Below are 15,788 nucleotides of genomic sequence, written 5' to 3' on the forward strand. Positions count from 1 at the left end.
TTACTTCACTTCTTCCAGTGCCTGATTCAAAGGCACGTAAAACTCTTTGAACAAGGCGTCCACCGCCTCTTTGGCCTGCGGCGTGACAAACCCCGCCTCCAGCACCAGCACCTGATAGACCCCACGCTTGATCGCCTCGGCGCTCAGGTGGGTGGATTTTTCATTGGTGGTGCACAAAAAGCGCACCCACGAAGTGAGGATAATCCAGGCATTGAGGGTCAGGGCTTCGGTTTGCACCGGGTCCATATTGAGAATGCCGGCATCGACAAAGCCCTGGTAGATGGCGCCGCCCTGGATCAGGCAACGCTGGGAAAAACGCCGGTAGCCGGTCGCCAGTTCCGGGTCGCTCTCCAGCAGGTGTTCGAGGTCGCGGTGCAGGAAGCGATAACGCCACATGCCGGCCAATACGGCTTGCAGGTAAAAACGCTTGTCTTCCACCAGCATCCCCCGCCCTTGAGGTGGGCGCAGGAAACTGTCTACCAAGGCTTCATATTCGCGGAACAGCACGGCGATGATCGCCTGCTTGTTAGGGAAGTGGTAGTACAGGTTGCCCGGGGAAATTTCCATGTGGGCGGCAATGTGGTTGGTACTGACACTGCGCTCGCCCTGCTGGTTAAAAAGCTCCAGGCTGGTTTGCACAATGCGCTCGCTGGTCTTTACTCGTGGTGCCATAGGGGATCAGCTTCTATACACGGGATGGGGCATCTTACGGCCTAACCCGGCCAGGATAAATCTGGATGTTACTGCAATGTTATTTGACAATTTAGAGCAATGACTCTAAAAATCCAGGCAGACCAATAACAATCGGTGCCGCGCCATGTCTGCCAACGTTGCCTACCTGCAAGATTCCCAGGCGCTGGATCAACTCCAGGACCTGTTCGACGCCCAACGCCGCGCCTATGCCGCCAACCCGATGCCGCCGGCCGGGCAGCGCCAGCAATGGCTCAAGGCCCTGCGGGATCTGCTGAGCGACGAACGCCAGGCGCTGATCAATGCCATCAGCCAGGACTTCAGCCATCGCAGCGCCGACGAAACCTTGTTTGCCGAATTGATGCCCAGCCTGCATGGCATTCACTACGCCAGCAAACACCTCAAGGGCTGGATGAAACCGTCCCGCCGCGCTGTAGGCATTGCCTTCCAGCCTGCGTCAGCCAAAGTCATTTACCAGCCGCTGGGCGTCGTCGGGGTCATCGTGCCGTGGAACTACCCGCTGTACCTGGCCATCGGTCCGTTAGTGGGGGCGTTGGCGGCCGGTAACCGGGTGATGCTCAAACTCAGCGAGTCCACACCGGCCACCGGTGAACTGCTCAAGGCGTTGCTGGCCAAGATTTTCCCCGAGGACCTGGTGTGCGTGGTGCTGGGCGAAGCTGACGTGGGCATGGCGTTTTCCAAGTTGCGCTTCGATCACCTGCTGTTCACCGGTGCTACCAGCATAGGCAAGCACGTGATGCGTGCGGCAGCCGAAAACCTCACGCCAGTGACCCTGGAGTTGGGCGGCAAATCGCCGGCGATCGTTTCGGCCGATGTGCCGCTCAAGGACGCCGCCGAACGCATCGCCTTCGGCAAAGCCTTAAACGCCGGGCAAACCTGCGTGGCACCGGATTATGTGCTGGTACCGGAAGATCGCGTGGAGGGCTTTGTCGAGGCGTATTCCAAGGCCGTGCGTGGGTTTTATCCGACGCTGGCCGACAACCCCGACTACACCGCCATCATCAACGAACGCCAACTGGCTCGGCTCAATGCCTATGCCAAGGACGCCACCGACAAAGGTGCCACCCTGATCCCGCTGTACGAGCAAGGCCAGGCGCGGCGAATGGCCCACAGCCTGCTGTTGAATGTCAGTGACGACATGACCGTGATGCAGGACGAAATTTTCGGCCCGCTCCTGCCTATCGTGCCGTATCGCGGCCTTGACCAAGCCTTTGCCTACATCAACCAGCGCCCACGCCCACTGGCCTTGTATTACTTCGGCTACAACAAAGGCGAACAAGCGCGGGTGCTCCACGAAACCCATTCCGGCGGTGTGTGCCTGAACGACACCTTGCTGCACGTCGTCCAGGACGATATGCCGTTCGGTGGCATCGGCCCGTCGGGCATGGGCCATTACCACGGTCACGAAGGCTTCCTGACGTTCAGCAAGGCCAAGGGTGTGCTGGTCAAACAGCGCCTGAACGCGGCGAAGTTGATCTACCCGCCCTATGGCAAGTCGATCCAGAAGCTGATCCAGAAGCTGTTTATCCGCTGATAATCGCCACCTTCGGGACAATAAAAACAATGAACCCCAGCCTGACTGATTCACCCGCGCTGTCACGGCGCGGCGTCTTGAAAATCGGCCTGTGTGCCAGCGCCTTCCTCGCCACCGCCGGGCTGGGCGCCAGCCTCAGCGGCTGCTCCAGCAGTACGCCGGCCAGCGGCTTTGCGATGTTGCGCACCAGCGACTTGCCGTTCTTGCGGGCTGTGATCCCGGTGTTGCTGGAAGGCGCGGCCAGCACCGAGCAAGTGTTTGCCGGCATTGAGGACACCCTGAAAAAGCTCGACTACAGCCTGCAGCACTTGTCGCCCGAGATGTTCAAGCTCACCCAGCAATTATTCGACGTGCTGGGCATGGGCATCACTCGCGGCCCGCTGACCGGTATCTGGGGCAGTTGGGAAAACGCCAGCAGCGAGCAGATCCGCAATTTCCTGCACCGCTGGGAAAACAGTTACCTGAATCTTTTGCGCATGGGCCAGGGCTCGCTGCTCAAGCTGGTGATCATGGCCTGGTACTTCCGGCCCGAGTCCTGGGCCCATTGCGGCTACCCCGGCCCGCCGAAGATCTAGCCTGGGCAATCTTCCAAGATTGCATCTTCCTACAAGAATAAGAGTGCACACCTATGCCCGTACCCGATCTGTTCCGCGACGGCCTGGCCCGTGGCTGGAAAACCCACAATGGCGCCACCCTGGATAACGACCTCACCCTGGAAGCGGATGTCGCCATCATCGGCAGCGGCGCCGGGGGCGGTACCACCGCCGAAATCCTCAGCGCCGCCGGCTACAAAGTGTTGCTGATCGAAGAAGGCCCGCTCAAGACCAGCAGCGACTTCAAGCTGCTGGAAGACGAAGCCTACGCCAGCCTTTACCAGGAAGGCATCGGGCGGATGAGCAAGGACGGCGCTATCACCATCCTGCAAGGCCGGGCCGTGGGCGGTACTACCTTGATCAACTGGACCTCCAGCTTTCGCACCCCCGATGCCACCCTCTCGCATTGGGCCAGCGAATATGCGGTCAAAGGCCACAGCAGCGCCGAAATGGCGCCCTGGTTCGAAAAAATGGAACAGCGCCTGGGCATCGCGCCGTGGGCGCTGCCGCCGAATGCCAATAACGATGTGATCCGCAAAGGCTGCGAAAAGCTCGGCTACAGCTGGCATGTGATCCCGCGCAATGTGCGCGGCTGCTTCAACCTGGGGTATTGCGGCATGGGCTGCCCGGTCAACGCCAAGCAGTCGATGCTGGTGACGACCATCCCGTCCACCCTGGAACAGGGCGGCGAACTGCTTTACCTGGCTCGCGCCGAGCGGCTCATCTACAGCGGCGACACCATCAGCAGCCTTGAATGCGTGGCCATGGACGAGCGCTGCGTAGCGCCCACCGGGCGCAAGATCAGCGTGAAAGCCAAGCACTATGTGCTGGCGGGCGGCGGCATCAACAGCCCGGCCCTGCTGATGCGCTCGGACGCCCCCGACCCGCATTCGCGGTTGGGCAAGCGCACCTTCCTGCACCTGGTCAATTTCTCCGCCGGGCTGTTCGACGAGGTGATCAACCCCTTCTACGGTGCGCCGCAATCCATCTACTCCGACCATTTCCAGTGGCAGGACGGCACCACCGGCAAAATGTCCTACAAACTGGAAGCACCGCCCCTGCATCCAGGCCTGGCGAGCACCCTGTTCGGTGGCTACGGCAAGCAGAACGCCTTGGACATGAACCAATTGCCCAACACCCACGCCATGCTCGCTCTGCTACGCGACGGCTTTCACCCCGACAGCCCGGGCGGCACCGTGGAGTTACGCGGTGACGGCACGCCCGTGCTCGACTATCAGGTCTCGCCCTACGCCTGGGACGGCCTGCGCCGGGCCTTCCACAGCATGGCCGAGATTCAGTTCGCGGCGGGCGCCAAATCGGTCAAGCCCTTGCATCACGACGCGCGCTTTGTGAACAACCTGGCCGAAGCGCGCAGCGTGATCGACGGTCTGAACCTGGAACTGCATCGCACCACCCTGGGCAGCGCCCACGTGATGGGCGGTTGTGCCATGGGAGAAGACCCGAAAAATGCCGTGGCCGACAGCCTGGGTCGCCACCATCAGTTGCGCAATCTGTCGATCCACGATGGCTCGCTGTTCCCCACCAGCATTGGCGCCAACCCGCAATTGTCGGTGTACGGATTGACCGCGCAACTGGCGAGCGCATTGGCCGAACGTCTGAAAACGGCATGAAAAGACAGGGTATTCACGGTATCTATCTACATAAGTCGACTTGGCCCACCGGTAATGCTGCGATACCATCCGGTTCCCCAACGGACTCCGCCAGGACGACGCGATGAACCGAGTGTTGTACCCAGGTACCTTCGACCCGATTACCAAAGGCCATGGCGATCTGGTCGAACGCGCCTCTCGCCTGTTCGACCATGTGATCATCGCGGTCGCGGCCAGCCCCAAGAAAAACCCGCTGTTTCCCCTGGAACAACGTGTGGAGCTGGCGCAAGAGGTCACCAAGCACCTGCCGAATGTGGAAGTAGTGGGCTTTTCGACATTGCTGGCGCATTTCGCCAAGGAGCAGAACGCCAATGTGTTCCTGCGTGGCCTGCGCGCGGTGTCGGACTTCGAATACGAATTCCAGCTGGCCAACATGAACCGCCAATTGGCGCCGGACGTGGAAAGCTTGTTCCTTACGCCGTCGGAGCGTTATTCGTTCATTTCCTCGACGTTGGTTCGTGAAATCGCCGCTTTGGGCGGAGATATCACCAAGTTCGTGCACCCAGCCGTGGCCGATGCGCTGACGCTACGCTTCAAGAAGTAAGGTTGCCCGGTCGGTGCCTGCTCGCACTGCGGGCGCCAATGCGGCACAATTGCGCGCATTAGTTTTCAGATGCCTTGGCAGAGTGCCCTGGCAGGAGTTTCCATGTCCCTGATCATCACCGACGATTGCATCAACTGCGACGTCTGCGAACCCGAGTGCCCGAACGCCGCCATTTCCCAGGGCGAAGAGATCTATGTGATCGACCCTAACCTGTGCACCCAGTGCGTCGGTCACTACGACGAACCGCAGTGCCAGCAGGTATGCCCGGTGGATTGCATTCCGCTGGATGAGGCGCACCCTGAGACTGAAGAGCAGTTGATGGAGAAGTACCGCAAGATTACCGGTAAGGCTTAAGCCTCTTTAGCGCCTGTCAGGACCTCTTCGCGAGCAAGCCCGCTCCCACATTGACCGAGTTTCTTCAGGTTAAATGCAGTCAAATGTGGGAGCGGGCTTGCTCGCGAAGGCTGCATCAGCCATCCGCACCATTCAGCTCTGACACTTGGGGCAAAACACACTCGCCCGCTGCCCCAGCACCACATTGCGCAGCTCAGTGCCGCAGACCTTGCACGCCTCGCCGCCCCGGCCATACACGAACAGTTCCTGCTGGAAATACCCCGGCTGCCCGTCGCCACCGATAAAGTCCCGCAACGTGGTGCCGCCCCGCTCGATGGCAGCGGCCAGTACCCGTTTGATCTCAATCGCCAGCTTCAAATAACGCCCGCGTGAAATCCCCCCAGCGGCGCGGCGCGGGTCAATCCCCGCGGCAAACAGCGCCTCTGTCGCATAGATATTGCCCACGCCCACCACCACCGCGTTGTCCATGATGAACGGCTTCACCGCCATCGATTTGCCGCGAGACAACTGGAACAAGCGCTCACCATCAAACAAGTCGGTCAACGGCTCCGGCCCCAGCCGCATCAGCAACTCATGGTTGTGCGGGTCGAGGCTCCAGAGCATCGCGCCGAAACGCCGCGGGTCGGTGTAGCGCAGTGCCATACCCGATTCCAGCTCGATATCCACATGTTCATGCTTGGCCGCCGGCATGCCGACTTCCACCAGGCGCAAGTTGCCCGACATGCCCAGGTGGCTGATCAAGGTGCCCACTTCGGCATTGATCAACAGGTACTTGGCCCGGCGCTCCACCAGCACGATGCGCTGCCCCGACAGGCGCACATCCAGGTCTTCCGGAATCGGCCAGCGCAGGCGCCGCTCACGCACCACCACGCGGCTGACGCGCTGGCCTTCCAGGTGTGGGGCGATCCCGCGACGGGTGGTTTCGACTTCTGGTAACTCGGGCATGTGTACCTCTTGAATAACGGGTCAGTGCGCGCCCAGTTCGCGGATCGACAACTTCAAGCTCTCGAAGTCGTAGTCCGACAGGCCCACGTAATCCAGCACCAGGTGGCCAATGGCATTCCACTCATGATCCACCGGCTGGTTGCCCAGTACGCGATAGGACGAACAGATATGCTCGGCCATCTTCAAAATGGCCAGCAGGTTCTTGAGCTGCGGGTTGCGCGACGTCTCATCGCTGAAAATCGCCAGGGCGTTGTGGTGATTGGCGATGGCGTCAGTCACATGCTCCGGCAGGCGCCAGGACTTGGCGGTGTAGTAACCGACCACCGCATGGTTGGTGTGAAACGCGTTGTTTTCAGTGTCGACCACGCGGCAATCCGGGCCGGCATTGGCGTAGGCTTCTTCCAGTACCGCCATGTAATTGGGGAAGCGCTTGAGCATCAGCGGCACGCCACAATCATGGAACAGGCCCAAGGCATAGGCTTCGTCCACGGCCTGGGAACCGGTGCGCTTGGCCAGGGTGAGGCAGGTCATGGCCACATCCTGGGCGGTGTCCCAGAAGCGGTTGAGGGTGACGATGGTGTCGTCGCACATCTCGCCCTTGATCGACTGCGCGTTGATCAGATTAATGATCGAACGGCTGCCCAGCAGGTTCACCGCACGCTGGATCGAAGCGATCTTGTTGCTCAGGCCGTAATACGGCGAATTGACAATCTTGAGCAGCGCACCGGACAAGCCCGGGTCCTGGGAGATCAGCCGCGCAATCACTTCCAGGTCCGGGTCGGGCATGTACTGCTCCATCTGCAAATCCACCATGATTTGCGGTTGAGGCGGCACGCTGATGCCTTGCAGGGCCTGTTGGATCTGCTCGGGGGAAAGCTCTTGGGACATAAGTACACACTCTGGGCTAGGCGCGAATTCTACCCCTTATGCAGACGTGGCCGACACCCAAAAACCTCACTGTGAAATCGGATCAAATGTGGGAGCGGGCTTGCTCGCGAATACGGTGGACCAGGCAATGAATGTGGCGACTGGCACTCCGCTTTCGCGAGCAAGCCCGCTCCCACATGTCCGGCGGTGCCGCCAAGTAATACACAACACGCTATACTCCCGCTCTTTTTTCCGGAGCGACGTCATGTCCCTGCCAAGCCTGCGTCTCAAAGCCAACGCCGATCGTCGTTTGCGCAACGGCCACCTGTGGGTCTACAGCAACGAAATCGACGTGGCCGCCACCCCACTCCACGGCTTCCAGGCAGGCGACCAGGCTATCCTGGAAGCAGCCGGCGGCAAGACCCTGGGCATCGTGGCCATGAGCCCGAACAACCTGATCTGCGCCCGCCTGCTGTCGCGCGACATCAAGTTGCCGCTGGACAAGTCGCTGCTGGTACACCGTCTCAACGTGGCCCTGTCCCTGCGTGACCGCCTGTTCGACAAGCCGTTCTACCGCCTGGTCTACGGTGACTCCGACCTGTTGCCGGGCCTGGTGGTCGACCGCTTCGGCGACATTCTGGTGGTACAGATCGCTTCGGCGACCATGGAAGCCCATAAAGAAGACGTGATCGCCGCGCTGACCCAAGTGCTCAAGCCCAGCGGCATCCTGTTCAAGAACGACTCCGCCGCGCGTGACGCCGAAGGCCTCAACCGCTACGTCGAAACCGTATTCGGCCTGGTGCCGGAGTGGGTGGCGCTGGAAGAAAACGGCGTGAAATTCGAAGCCCCGGTGATCCAGGGCCAGAAAACCGGCTGGTTCTACGACCACCGCATGAACCGCGCCCGCCTGGCCCCGTATGCCAAGGGCAAGCGCGTACTGGACCTGTACAGCTACATCGGCGGCTGGGGCGTGCAAGCGGCGGCCTTTGGCGCCAGTGAAGTGTTCTGCGTCGACGCCTCCGCCTTCGCCCTCGACGGCGTAGAACGCAACGCCGCGCTGAACGGCTTTGCCGAGAAAATGACCTGCATCGAAGGCGACGTGTTCGAAGCGCTCAAAGAATTGAAAGCCAGCGAAGAACGCTTCGACGTGATCGTCGCCGACCCACCGGCCTTCATCAAACGCAAGAAAGACATGAAAAACGGCGAAGGCGCCTACCGCCGCCTCAACGAGCAAGCCATGCGCCTGCTCAGCAAGGACGGCATCCTCGTCAGCGCCTCGTGTTCCATGCACCTGCCGGAAGACGACCTGCAAAACATCCTGCTGACCAGCGCCCGCCACCTGGACCGCAACATCCAGATGCTCGAACGCGGCGGCCAAGGCCCGGACCACCCGGTGCACCCGGCGATTGTCGAGACGCGCTACATCAAGAGCATTACGTGCCGGTTGCTACCCAATAGCTGATTAAAACCAAACCCTCTGTAGGAGCGAGCTTGCTCGCGAAGAACGAATAGACGCCACGGGCTACCTGATAGCGCTGCGTTATCGTTGACGATCTTCGCGAGCAAGCTCGCTCCTACAAAGATGGCGCACATCAATACGGGAAGGCTCCTACAGCGGTATTGATTGAATTCCATTTTTCGCAGACTAGTATCGGTTTCTGGTTTTACTCCGGAAAACAAAAACAATGTCTGGGCCCACTCTCTCCCGCTTCATCCTCATCACCTGCATCTCCCTGATCAGTTTCTTCCCGATCAATATCCTGCTCCCTTCGTTTCCCGCCCTGTCCGCACAGTTCGACACACCCAGCGCAGACATCACGCTGTCCATCAGCCTGTTCACTCTGGTGTTTTCTATCTCGCAGCTGGTCGCCGGCCCGCTTTCGGACAAATGGGGGCGCAAGGAAGTGCTGCAGGGCTGCATCATGCTCTCCATCTTCGGTGCGCTGGGCTGTGCATGGGCCCCGGATTACCTGACTTTCCTACTGTTTCGCACGGTGCAGGCCATGGGCTGTGGTTTCTTCGTGTTGGGCCACGCGCTGGTGGAAGACCTATTCGAAGAGCAACACCGCGCCCGCGTGCGCCTCTATTACATGACCTTGAGTGGCTCATTCGTCGCGCTGTCACCGCTGATCGGCTCCTGGCTGCAAACTACGCTCGACTGGCAAGGCAGCTTCTACGGCTTTGCGTTGATGGCAGCCGGCATGTTGATCCATGCGCTGTGCATCCTGCCGGCTAAATCCGCCAGTGCGCATCGGGCACCAGTGTCCATCATCGGCACACTCAAGGCCGTCGCCGCCAACCACGACTTCCTGCGCTACTGGTGGATCGCAGCCCTGGTGTTCGCCTGCTATTTCGCCTTGATCAGTGTGACGCCGCTGATTTTCATGGACGCGCTGAAGCTCTCTGAATACGAGTACGCGCTCGTGTTGATGGTGTACGGCGTGGCCTATCTGCTCGGTGGCGTGGTGGCCTCTTATCTGCAAAAGCGCATCACGCTGTCCCGGCAGATCAATATCGGGCTCGGCTTGTTGCTCGTCGCTGGTGTGTTGTTAACGCTGATCGTCAGCCTGCAAGCCATCACCAGCGTGACCCTGCTAATACCGATGCTGATCAGCGCCCTGGCCGTCACCCTGGTGCGCCCGGCTGCGATTTCGGCGGCGATGTTGTTGTTTTCAAGCAGCGCGGGGACGGCGGCATCAGCGGGTAACAGCATCATGTTCCTCACCGCCGCCATCAGCAGCGCCCTGCTTGCGCAAACCGGGCCCCATTTACTGATGACCATTGCTGTCGGTTTCATTGTTTTCAGCCTGTGGGGCTGGCTGACGAATGCCAGGATCAATCGCTGAAGCCTACCCCTGTAGGAGCGAGCTTGCTCGCGAAAAACGAATAGCCGCCACGGGCTACCTGATAGCGCTGCGTTATCGTTGACGATCTTCGCGAGCAAGCTCGCTCCTACAATGGACAGTGTCTTATAGCCAGATGGCGTCCCATAGGGGGTATTGGCCAATGTGCTCGACCAAGCCTGCGCGCAAGGGGTTTGCGACGATGTAGCGAGCCATTGCCTTCAAGTCCTCTTCACGGCGCAACGCCCGGTCGAAATAGCCTTTCTGCCAAAGCACTCCGAAGGACTGTCTTGCCTTATTGACTGCACGGGCACTTCGCGATTTGGTTCGCTGCATGAGCCTGGGCAAATCGCCGCTGTGCAACTCCACCAGCCAGTGGAAATGATCGGGCATGACCACCCAGGCGAGTGACGTTGCATCTTTGTCTTCCTGAGCCTTTCTGAATTCGCGGACCAGCAAGCGACCGATAAGCCAGTCTTGAAAAATGTGTTGCCGTTGATGGGTGACAGCCGTTAGCAAGTAGATACGGCCCGATTCTGAATAGCGCCCTTTACGCAGCCGATGCGCATTTTGCTGGTTGGACATTCCTTCGTCCTCTTCTGTGATTGGAAGAGAAACGGTAGGAGCTGCCGCGCCAACCAGCCTTTAAACAATAGTTCTGAATATGTCCCCCTGTAGGAGCGAGCTTGCTCGCGAAAAACCCACAGACGACACGGGCTACCTGATAGCACATCGTCATCATTGACGATTTTCGCGAGCAAGCTCGCTCCTACAAGAAGTCGGTGTAGAATCGGCCCTATTCATCGCCAGTCATCCCCCGGCGGGTTTATGAGCTCGAGGCCCAAGCAAGCGGCGATCCCGCGACGCGAGTGGCAACTTCCGGACACTACGGCCATTTTTCGGGTGTTCCAGACGTCAATAGAAGCTCACTCCCCTTTAGTACCTGATTAGCCGCCCGGAGTGCTCCAATGCCTGATTACCGCTCGAAAACATCCACCCACGGCCGCAACATGGCCGGCGCGCGCGCGCTGTGGCGTGCCACGGGGATGAAAGATGACGACTTCAAAAAGCCGATCATCGCGATTGCCAACTCGTTCACCCAGTTCGTGCCCGGCCATGTCCACCTCAAAGACCTGGGCCAACTGGTCGCCCGCGAGATCGAACGCGCCGGTGGCGTGGCCAAGGAATTCAACACCATCGCCGTGGATGACGGTATCGCCATGGGCCATGACGGCATGCTGTATTCCCTGCCGAGCCGCGAGATCATCGCCGACTCCGTGGAGTACATGGTCAACGCCCACTGTGCCGACGCCATCGTGTGCATCTCCAACTGCGACAAGATCACCCCTGGCATGTTGATGGCTGCCTTGCGCCTGAACATCCCGGTGATCTTCGTTTCCGGCGGGCCGATGGAAGCCGGCAAGACCAAACTCGCCTCCCACGGCCTCGACCTGGTTGACGCCATGGTGATCGCCGCCGATTCCAGCGCTTCTGACGAGAAGGTCGCGGAATACGAGCGCAGCGCCTGCCCGACCTGCGGTTCGTGCTCCGGTATGTTCACCGCCAACTCGATGAACTGCCTGGTGGAAGCCTTGGGCCTGGCCTTGCCGGGCAACGGTTCCACATTGGCCACTCACAGCGATCGCGAGCAGTTGTTCCTGCAGGCCGGCCGCACCATCGTCGAGCTGTGCAAGCGCTACTACGGCGAGAACGATGAGTCGGTGTTGCCGCGCAATATCGCCAACTTCAAGGCGTTCGAAAACGCCATGACCCTGGACATCGCCATGGGCGGTTCCACCAACACCATCCTGCACCTGCTGGCCGCCGCCCAGGAAGCCGAGATCGATTTCGACCTGCGCGACATCGACCGCCTGTCCCGTCACGTGCCGCAACTGTGCAAGGTCGCACCGAACATCCAGAAGTACCACATGGAAGACGTGCACCGCGCCGGCGGGATCTTCTCGATCCTCGGCTCCCTGGCCCGTGGCGGCCTGCTGCACACCGACCTGCCGACCGTGCACAGCAAGTCCATCGCCGAAGGCATCGCCAAGTGGGACATCACCCAGACTGACGACGAAGCCGTGCACACCTTCTTCAAGGCCGGCCCTGCGGGCATTCCGACCCAGACCGCGTTCAGCCAGTCGACCCGTTGGGACACCCTGGACGACGACCGTGAAAACGGCTGCATCCGCAGTGTCGAGCACGCCTACTCGCAAGAAGGCGGCCTGGCCGTGCTGTACGGCAACATCGCCCTCGACGGCTGTGTGGTCAAAACGGCGGGTGTGGATGAGTCCATCCACGTCTTCGAAGGCCGCGCCAAGATCTACGAAAGCCAGGACAGCTCGGTACGCGGCATCCTCGCGGACGAAGTCAAGGAAGGCGATATCGTGATCATCCGCTACGAAGGCCCCAAAGGTGGCCCGGGTATGCAGGAGATGCTCTACCCCACGTCCTACCTGAAATCCAAAGGCCTGGGCAAAGCCTGCGCCCTGCTGACCGACGGCCGTTTCTCCGGCGGCACCTCGGGCTTGTCTATCGGCCACGCTTCGCCGGAAGCCGCTGCCGGTGGCGCGATTGGCCTGGTGCAGGATGGCGACAAGGTGCTGATCGATATTCCGAACCGCTCGATCAACCTGTTGATCAGCGATGAAGAACTGGCGGCACGCCGGGTTGAGCAGGACAAGAAGGGCTGGAAGCCGGTGGAGAAACGCCCGCGTAAGGTCACTACCGCGTTGAAGGCCTACGCATTGTTGGCCACCAGCGCCGACAAAGGTGCGGTACGCAACAAAGCCATGCTCGACGGCCTGTAAGCCCCGCGCATAAAAAAGCCCCGCCAAGTGCGGGGCTTTTTTTGCCTGGAGAAAAACTCAGGACGCTGAAGATCAAAATGTGGGAGCGGGCTTGCTCGCGAAAGCGTGGGGTCAGTCATCTCATCTGTTACTGACAGGCCGCATTCGCGAGCAAGCCCGCTCCCACATTTACCGGCTTACATCCATGGTCATTGGATATCTTCCGGTTTCACGATCACCCAGTTCTTGTCCGCCGTCACCGGCAACCCTTCCTTGGCTTGCGCCGCCGCGTGCTTGGCGATCATGCCGTTGAGCTGGGTCATGTATTTGTCTTTGCGGTTGATCCACAGGTGGATGCCGCCCTTGGCCACGTCCACATCGTGGAACAGCATGTAGCCGTCGCTGGTGGGCGTGTCACCGCCGACGATCACCGGCTTTTTCCATTCGTCGATGTAGGTGAGGATCGCCGCGTGCTTGCCGGCCATCCAGGTCGCCGGGGTCCACAGGTAGGGGGTCAGTTCCAGGCCGAGGTTGCTATTCTCGTCATACTTGCCGGCAGTGATCTGTTTGCGTGCGGTGGTCAGCTCGCCGGTCTTGCGGTCCTTGAGCATCGTGGTCACGCCGATGACGTTCTCGGGTTTGACGTTGTAGCCGTACTTCGGATCAGCCGCGACCATGCGCACCAGCTCCTCGGACGCGGCGGTCATCACATAGACCTCGATGCCGTTTTCCATCAACTTGTTGTACAGCTCGGCCTGGCCGGTGAAGACTTTTGGCGGCTGTACCTCGGATTTTTTCACCACGTCGCCTTCGAAATAGCTGACCGGCACGGGCTTGCCGGAGGCCATCAGCTCGTCGACCTGCACTTTGAGTTCCTTGAGGGTGAAGCCGGAGAAAATCTGCGCAACCCAGGGGTAGCAGACCATGTCGTCGACTTCGCACAGGCGATAGTAATAACTGAACAGGCTCTCTTTGTGCTCGGCGGTGTCTTTGAACGGCATCAGCTTGAGCGACGGGTCGAGGCTGTCGCGGGTGATCAGGCCCTTGTTTTCCATAAACGGCAGCAAGGACTCTTCAAGGTCGTAGCGGTAGCTGGTGTTGTCCATGTCGAACACCGCGTAGTTACCCTTGTTGGCGTTGGCGGCGATCATTTCGTTGAGTTGTTTGGCGGCAGGTGCCGGCCAGTGTTTCAACTCGGTGGCGGCAAACGCCTGGCTGGCAAGCCCGAGGCAAAAGGCGGCGGATACCAATAGTTTCGGCGCGAGCTTCATAGGCGTTGTCTCCCTCAAGTGAAAGACATCGACGCTAACAAATCCGTATGACAGTTATCGCCCGAGCACGACCAGGGACGTCGTGATCGCGCCAAGGGCATACGCCTGAGCGTCATACGCTTATTCCAAAAACGACAGTCGCCATTCCATATCGGTATTAAATCAATATATTTCAAGCTGTTAGGCTTCCCGGTTCGCAATCGCAGGCTCACGCGATTGGCTGCCTTCTCAACGGAGCTTCAATGAATCTGCCCCTGATTCTCAATTTATTGGTGTTCATGGCCCTGTTGCTGGGCCTGGCACAAACCCGCCGCACTAACTGGAGCCTGGCCAAGAAGGTGCTGTTTGCCCTGGTGCTGGGCGTGCTGTTCGGCGCGGCGTTGCACACGATCTACGGCGACGGCAACCCGGTGCTCAAAGCCTCCATCGGCTGGTTTGACCTGGTCGGCAACGGCTATGTGCAACTGCTGCAAATGATCGTGATCCCGCTGGTGTTCGCCTCGATCCTCAGTGCCGTGGCGCGCCTGCATAACGCCTCTTCCCTGGGCAAGATCAGCTTCCTGACCATCGGCACGCTGCTGTTCACCACGGCCATCGCGGCGCTGATCGGTATCGGCCTGACCAACCTGTTCGGCCTCACCGCCGAGGGCCTGGTGGCCGGCACCCAGGAAATGGCGCGCCTGCAAGTGATCCAGAGTGATTACGCAGGCAAGGTCGCCGACCTGAATATCCCGCAGTTGCTGCTGTCGTTCGTACCGGCCAACCCGTTCGCCGACCTGGCCCGGGCCAAGCCGACGTCGATCATCAGCGTGGTGATTTTCGCCGCGTTCCTTGGGGTTGCCGCGCTGCAACTGCTCAAGGACGACGTGGAAAAAGGCCAGAAAGTCCTTAACGCCATCGACACCCTGCAAGCCTGGGTGATGCGCCTGGTGCGCCTGGTAATGAAGCTGACCCCTTATGGTGTGCTGGCGCTGATGACCAAAGTGGTCGCCGGCTCCAACCTGCAAGACATCATCAAGCTCGGCAGTTTCGTCGTGGTGTCGTACCTGGCCCTGGGCCTGATGTTCGTGGTGCACGGCCTGCTGCTGTCCCTGGCCGGGATCAACCCGCTGCGCTTCTTCCGCAAGGTGTGGCCGGTGCTGACCTTCGCCTTCACCAGCCGCTCCAGCGCGGCGAGCATCCCGCTGAGCATTGAAGCGCAGACCCGTCGCCTGGGCATTCCGCAATCCATCGCTGGTTTCGCTGCCTCGTTTGGCGCGACCATCGGCCAGAACGGTTGCGCCGGTCTTTATCCAGCCATGTTGGCGGTGATGGTCGCGCCGACCGTGGGCATCAACCCGCTGGACCCGCTGTGGATCGCGACCCTGGTGGCGATTGTAACCTTGAGTTCGGCGGGCGTTGCCGGCGTCGGCGGCGGTGCGACCTTTGCCGCGCTGATCGTGCTGCCGGCCATGGGCTTGCCGGTGTCACTGGTGGCGCTGTTGATCTCCGTGGAGCCGCTGATCGACATGGGCCGCACGGCGTTGAACGTGAATGGTTCGATGACGGCCGGGGCGATTACCAGCCAGATTATGGGGCAGACGGATAAAGCGTTGCTGGATGCCGATGAGCATGCCGAGTTAGCGCAGGCCTAAAGGCTTATAACCTGTAGGAGCGAGCTTGCTCGC

14 protein-coding genes are annotated in these 15,788 nt (G+C 60.2%); 9 read left to right on the top strand and 5 right to left on the bottom strand.

What is annotated here, in order from left to right; translation table 11 throughout:
* Positions 1 to 672, bottom strand: a complete 672-nt coding sequence (locus ACWHXD_RS29495) for a TetR/AcrR family transcriptional regulator (RefSeq protein ID WP_032894689.1) — start codon at positions 670 to 672, stop codon at positions 1 to 3.
* A 145-nt stretch (positions 673 to 817) separates the two neighbouring features.
* On the opposite strand from ACWHXD_RS29495, the gene ACWHXD_RS29500 reads away from it, so the two are divergent.
* The 5 genes from ACWHXD_RS29500 (at position 818) to ACWHXD_RS29520 (ending at position 5,406) form a co-directional block, all read left to right on the top strand.
* Positions 818 to 2,245 (top strand): coniferyl aldehyde dehydrogenase, encoded by a 1,428-nt coding sequence (locus tag ACWHXD_RS29500; protein WP_138762058.1) that lies wholly within the window; start codon positions 818 to 820, stop codon positions 2,243 to 2,245.
* Positions 2,246 to 2,274: 29 nt separating this feature from the next.
* Positions 2,275 to 2,820 (top strand): hypothetical protein, encoded by a 546-nt coding sequence (locus tag ACWHXD_RS29505; RefSeq protein WP_032894686.1) that lies wholly within the window; start codon positions 2,275 to 2,277, stop codon positions 2,818 to 2,820.
* A 53-nt stretch (positions 2,821 to 2,873) separates the two neighbouring features.
* Positions 2,874 to 4,469 carry a GMC family oxidoreductase gene (locus ACWHXD_RS29510; RefSeq protein ID WP_138762057.1) on the top strand — a complete coding sequence of 532 codons (1,596 nt, stop codon included), beginning with the start codon at positions 2,874 to 2,876 and terminating at the stop codon, positions 4,467 to 4,469.
* A 103-nt stretch (positions 4,470 to 4,572) separates the two neighbouring features.
* The gene (gene coaD, locus ACWHXD_RS29515; protein WP_003195136.1) at positions 4,573 to 5,052 is read left to right on the top strand and encodes a pantetheine-phosphate adenylyltransferase; all 480 of its coding nucleotides are present in this window, start codon (positions 4,573 to 4,575) and stop codon (positions 5,050 to 5,052) included.
* A gap of 102 nt (positions 5,053 to 5,154) precedes the next feature.
* Positions 5,155 to 5,406 (top strand): YfhL family 4Fe-4S dicluster ferredoxin, encoded by a 252-nt coding sequence (locus tag ACWHXD_RS29520; protein WP_003195146.1) that lies wholly within the window; start codon positions 5,155 to 5,157, stop codon positions 5,404 to 5,406.
* A 132-nt stretch (positions 5,407 to 5,538) separates the two neighbouring features.
* Here ACWHXD_RS29520 and mutM read toward each other — a convergent pair whose 3' ends face one another.
* Entirely contained in the window at positions 5,539 to 6,351 is an 813-nt protein-coding gene (mutM, locus tag ACWHXD_RS29525) for a bifunctional DNA-formamidopyrimidine glycosylase/DNA-(apurinic or apyrimidinic site) lyase (RefSeq protein ID WP_044269621.1), read from the bottom strand.
* 21 nt (positions 6,352 to 6,372) lie between these two features.
* Positions 6,373 to 7,185, bottom strand: a complete 813-nt coding sequence (locus ACWHXD_RS29530; RefSeq protein ID WP_192901638.1) for an HDOD domain-containing protein — start codon at positions 7,183 to 7,185, stop codon at positions 6,373 to 6,375.
* Positions 7,186 to 7,483: 298 nt separating this feature from the next.
* On the opposite strand from ACWHXD_RS29530, the gene ACWHXD_RS29535 reads away from it, so the two are divergent.
* Both ACWHXD_RS29535 and ACWHXD_RS29540 read left to right on the top strand, forming a co-directional pair.
* Positions 7,484 to 8,680 carry a class I SAM-dependent rRNA methyltransferase gene (locus ACWHXD_RS29535; RefSeq protein ID WP_005792302.1) on the top strand — a complete coding sequence of 399 codons (1,197 nt, stop codon included), beginning with the start codon at positions 7,484 to 7,486 and terminating at the stop codon, positions 8,678 to 8,680.
* 223 nt (positions 8,681 to 8,903) lie between these two features.
* Entirely contained in the window at positions 8,904 to 10,064 is a 1,161-nt protein-coding gene (locus tag ACWHXD_RS29540; protein ID WP_138762055.1) for an MFS transporter, read from the top strand.
* A 123-nt stretch (positions 10,065 to 10,187) separates the two neighbouring features.
* Here ACWHXD_RS29540 and ACWHXD_RS29545 read toward each other — a convergent pair whose 3' ends face one another.
* Positions 10,188 to 10,646 carry an REP-associated tyrosine transposase gene (locus ACWHXD_RS29545; RefSeq protein WP_032894676.1) on the bottom strand — a complete coding sequence of 153 codons (459 nt, stop codon included), beginning with the start codon at positions 10,644 to 10,646 and terminating at the stop codon, positions 10,188 to 10,190.
* Positions 10,647 to 11,029: 383 nt separating this feature from the next.
* On the opposite strand from ACWHXD_RS29545, the gene ilvD reads away from it, so the two are divergent.
* Entirely contained in the window at positions 11,030 to 12,871 is a 1,842-nt protein-coding gene (gene ilvD, locus ACWHXD_RS29550; RefSeq protein WP_003195159.1) for a dihydroxy-acid dehydratase, read from the top strand.
* A gap of 188 nt (positions 12,872 to 13,059) precedes the next feature.
* Here ilvD and ACWHXD_RS29555 read toward each other — a convergent pair whose 3' ends face one another.
* Complete coding sequence (locus tag ACWHXD_RS29555) at positions 13,060 to 14,121, bottom strand: HAD family hydrolase (RefSeq protein WP_138762054.1); 1,062 nt, start codon at positions 14,119 to 14,121, stop codon at positions 13,060 to 13,062.
* Positions 14,122 to 14,363: 242 nt separating this feature from the next.
* Between ACWHXD_RS29555 and ACWHXD_RS29560 the strand changes: the two genes are divergently transcribed.
* On the top strand, positions 14,364 to 15,755 hold the full coding sequence (locus ACWHXD_RS29560; RefSeq protein WP_032894672.1) for an L-cystine transporter: 1,392 nt from the start codon (positions 14,364 to 14,366) through the stop codon (positions 15,753 to 15,755).
* The last annotated feature ends 33 nt before the right edge of the window (positions 15,756 to 15,788 follow it).

This window comes from Pseudomonas fjordensis (assembly GCF_976987115.1).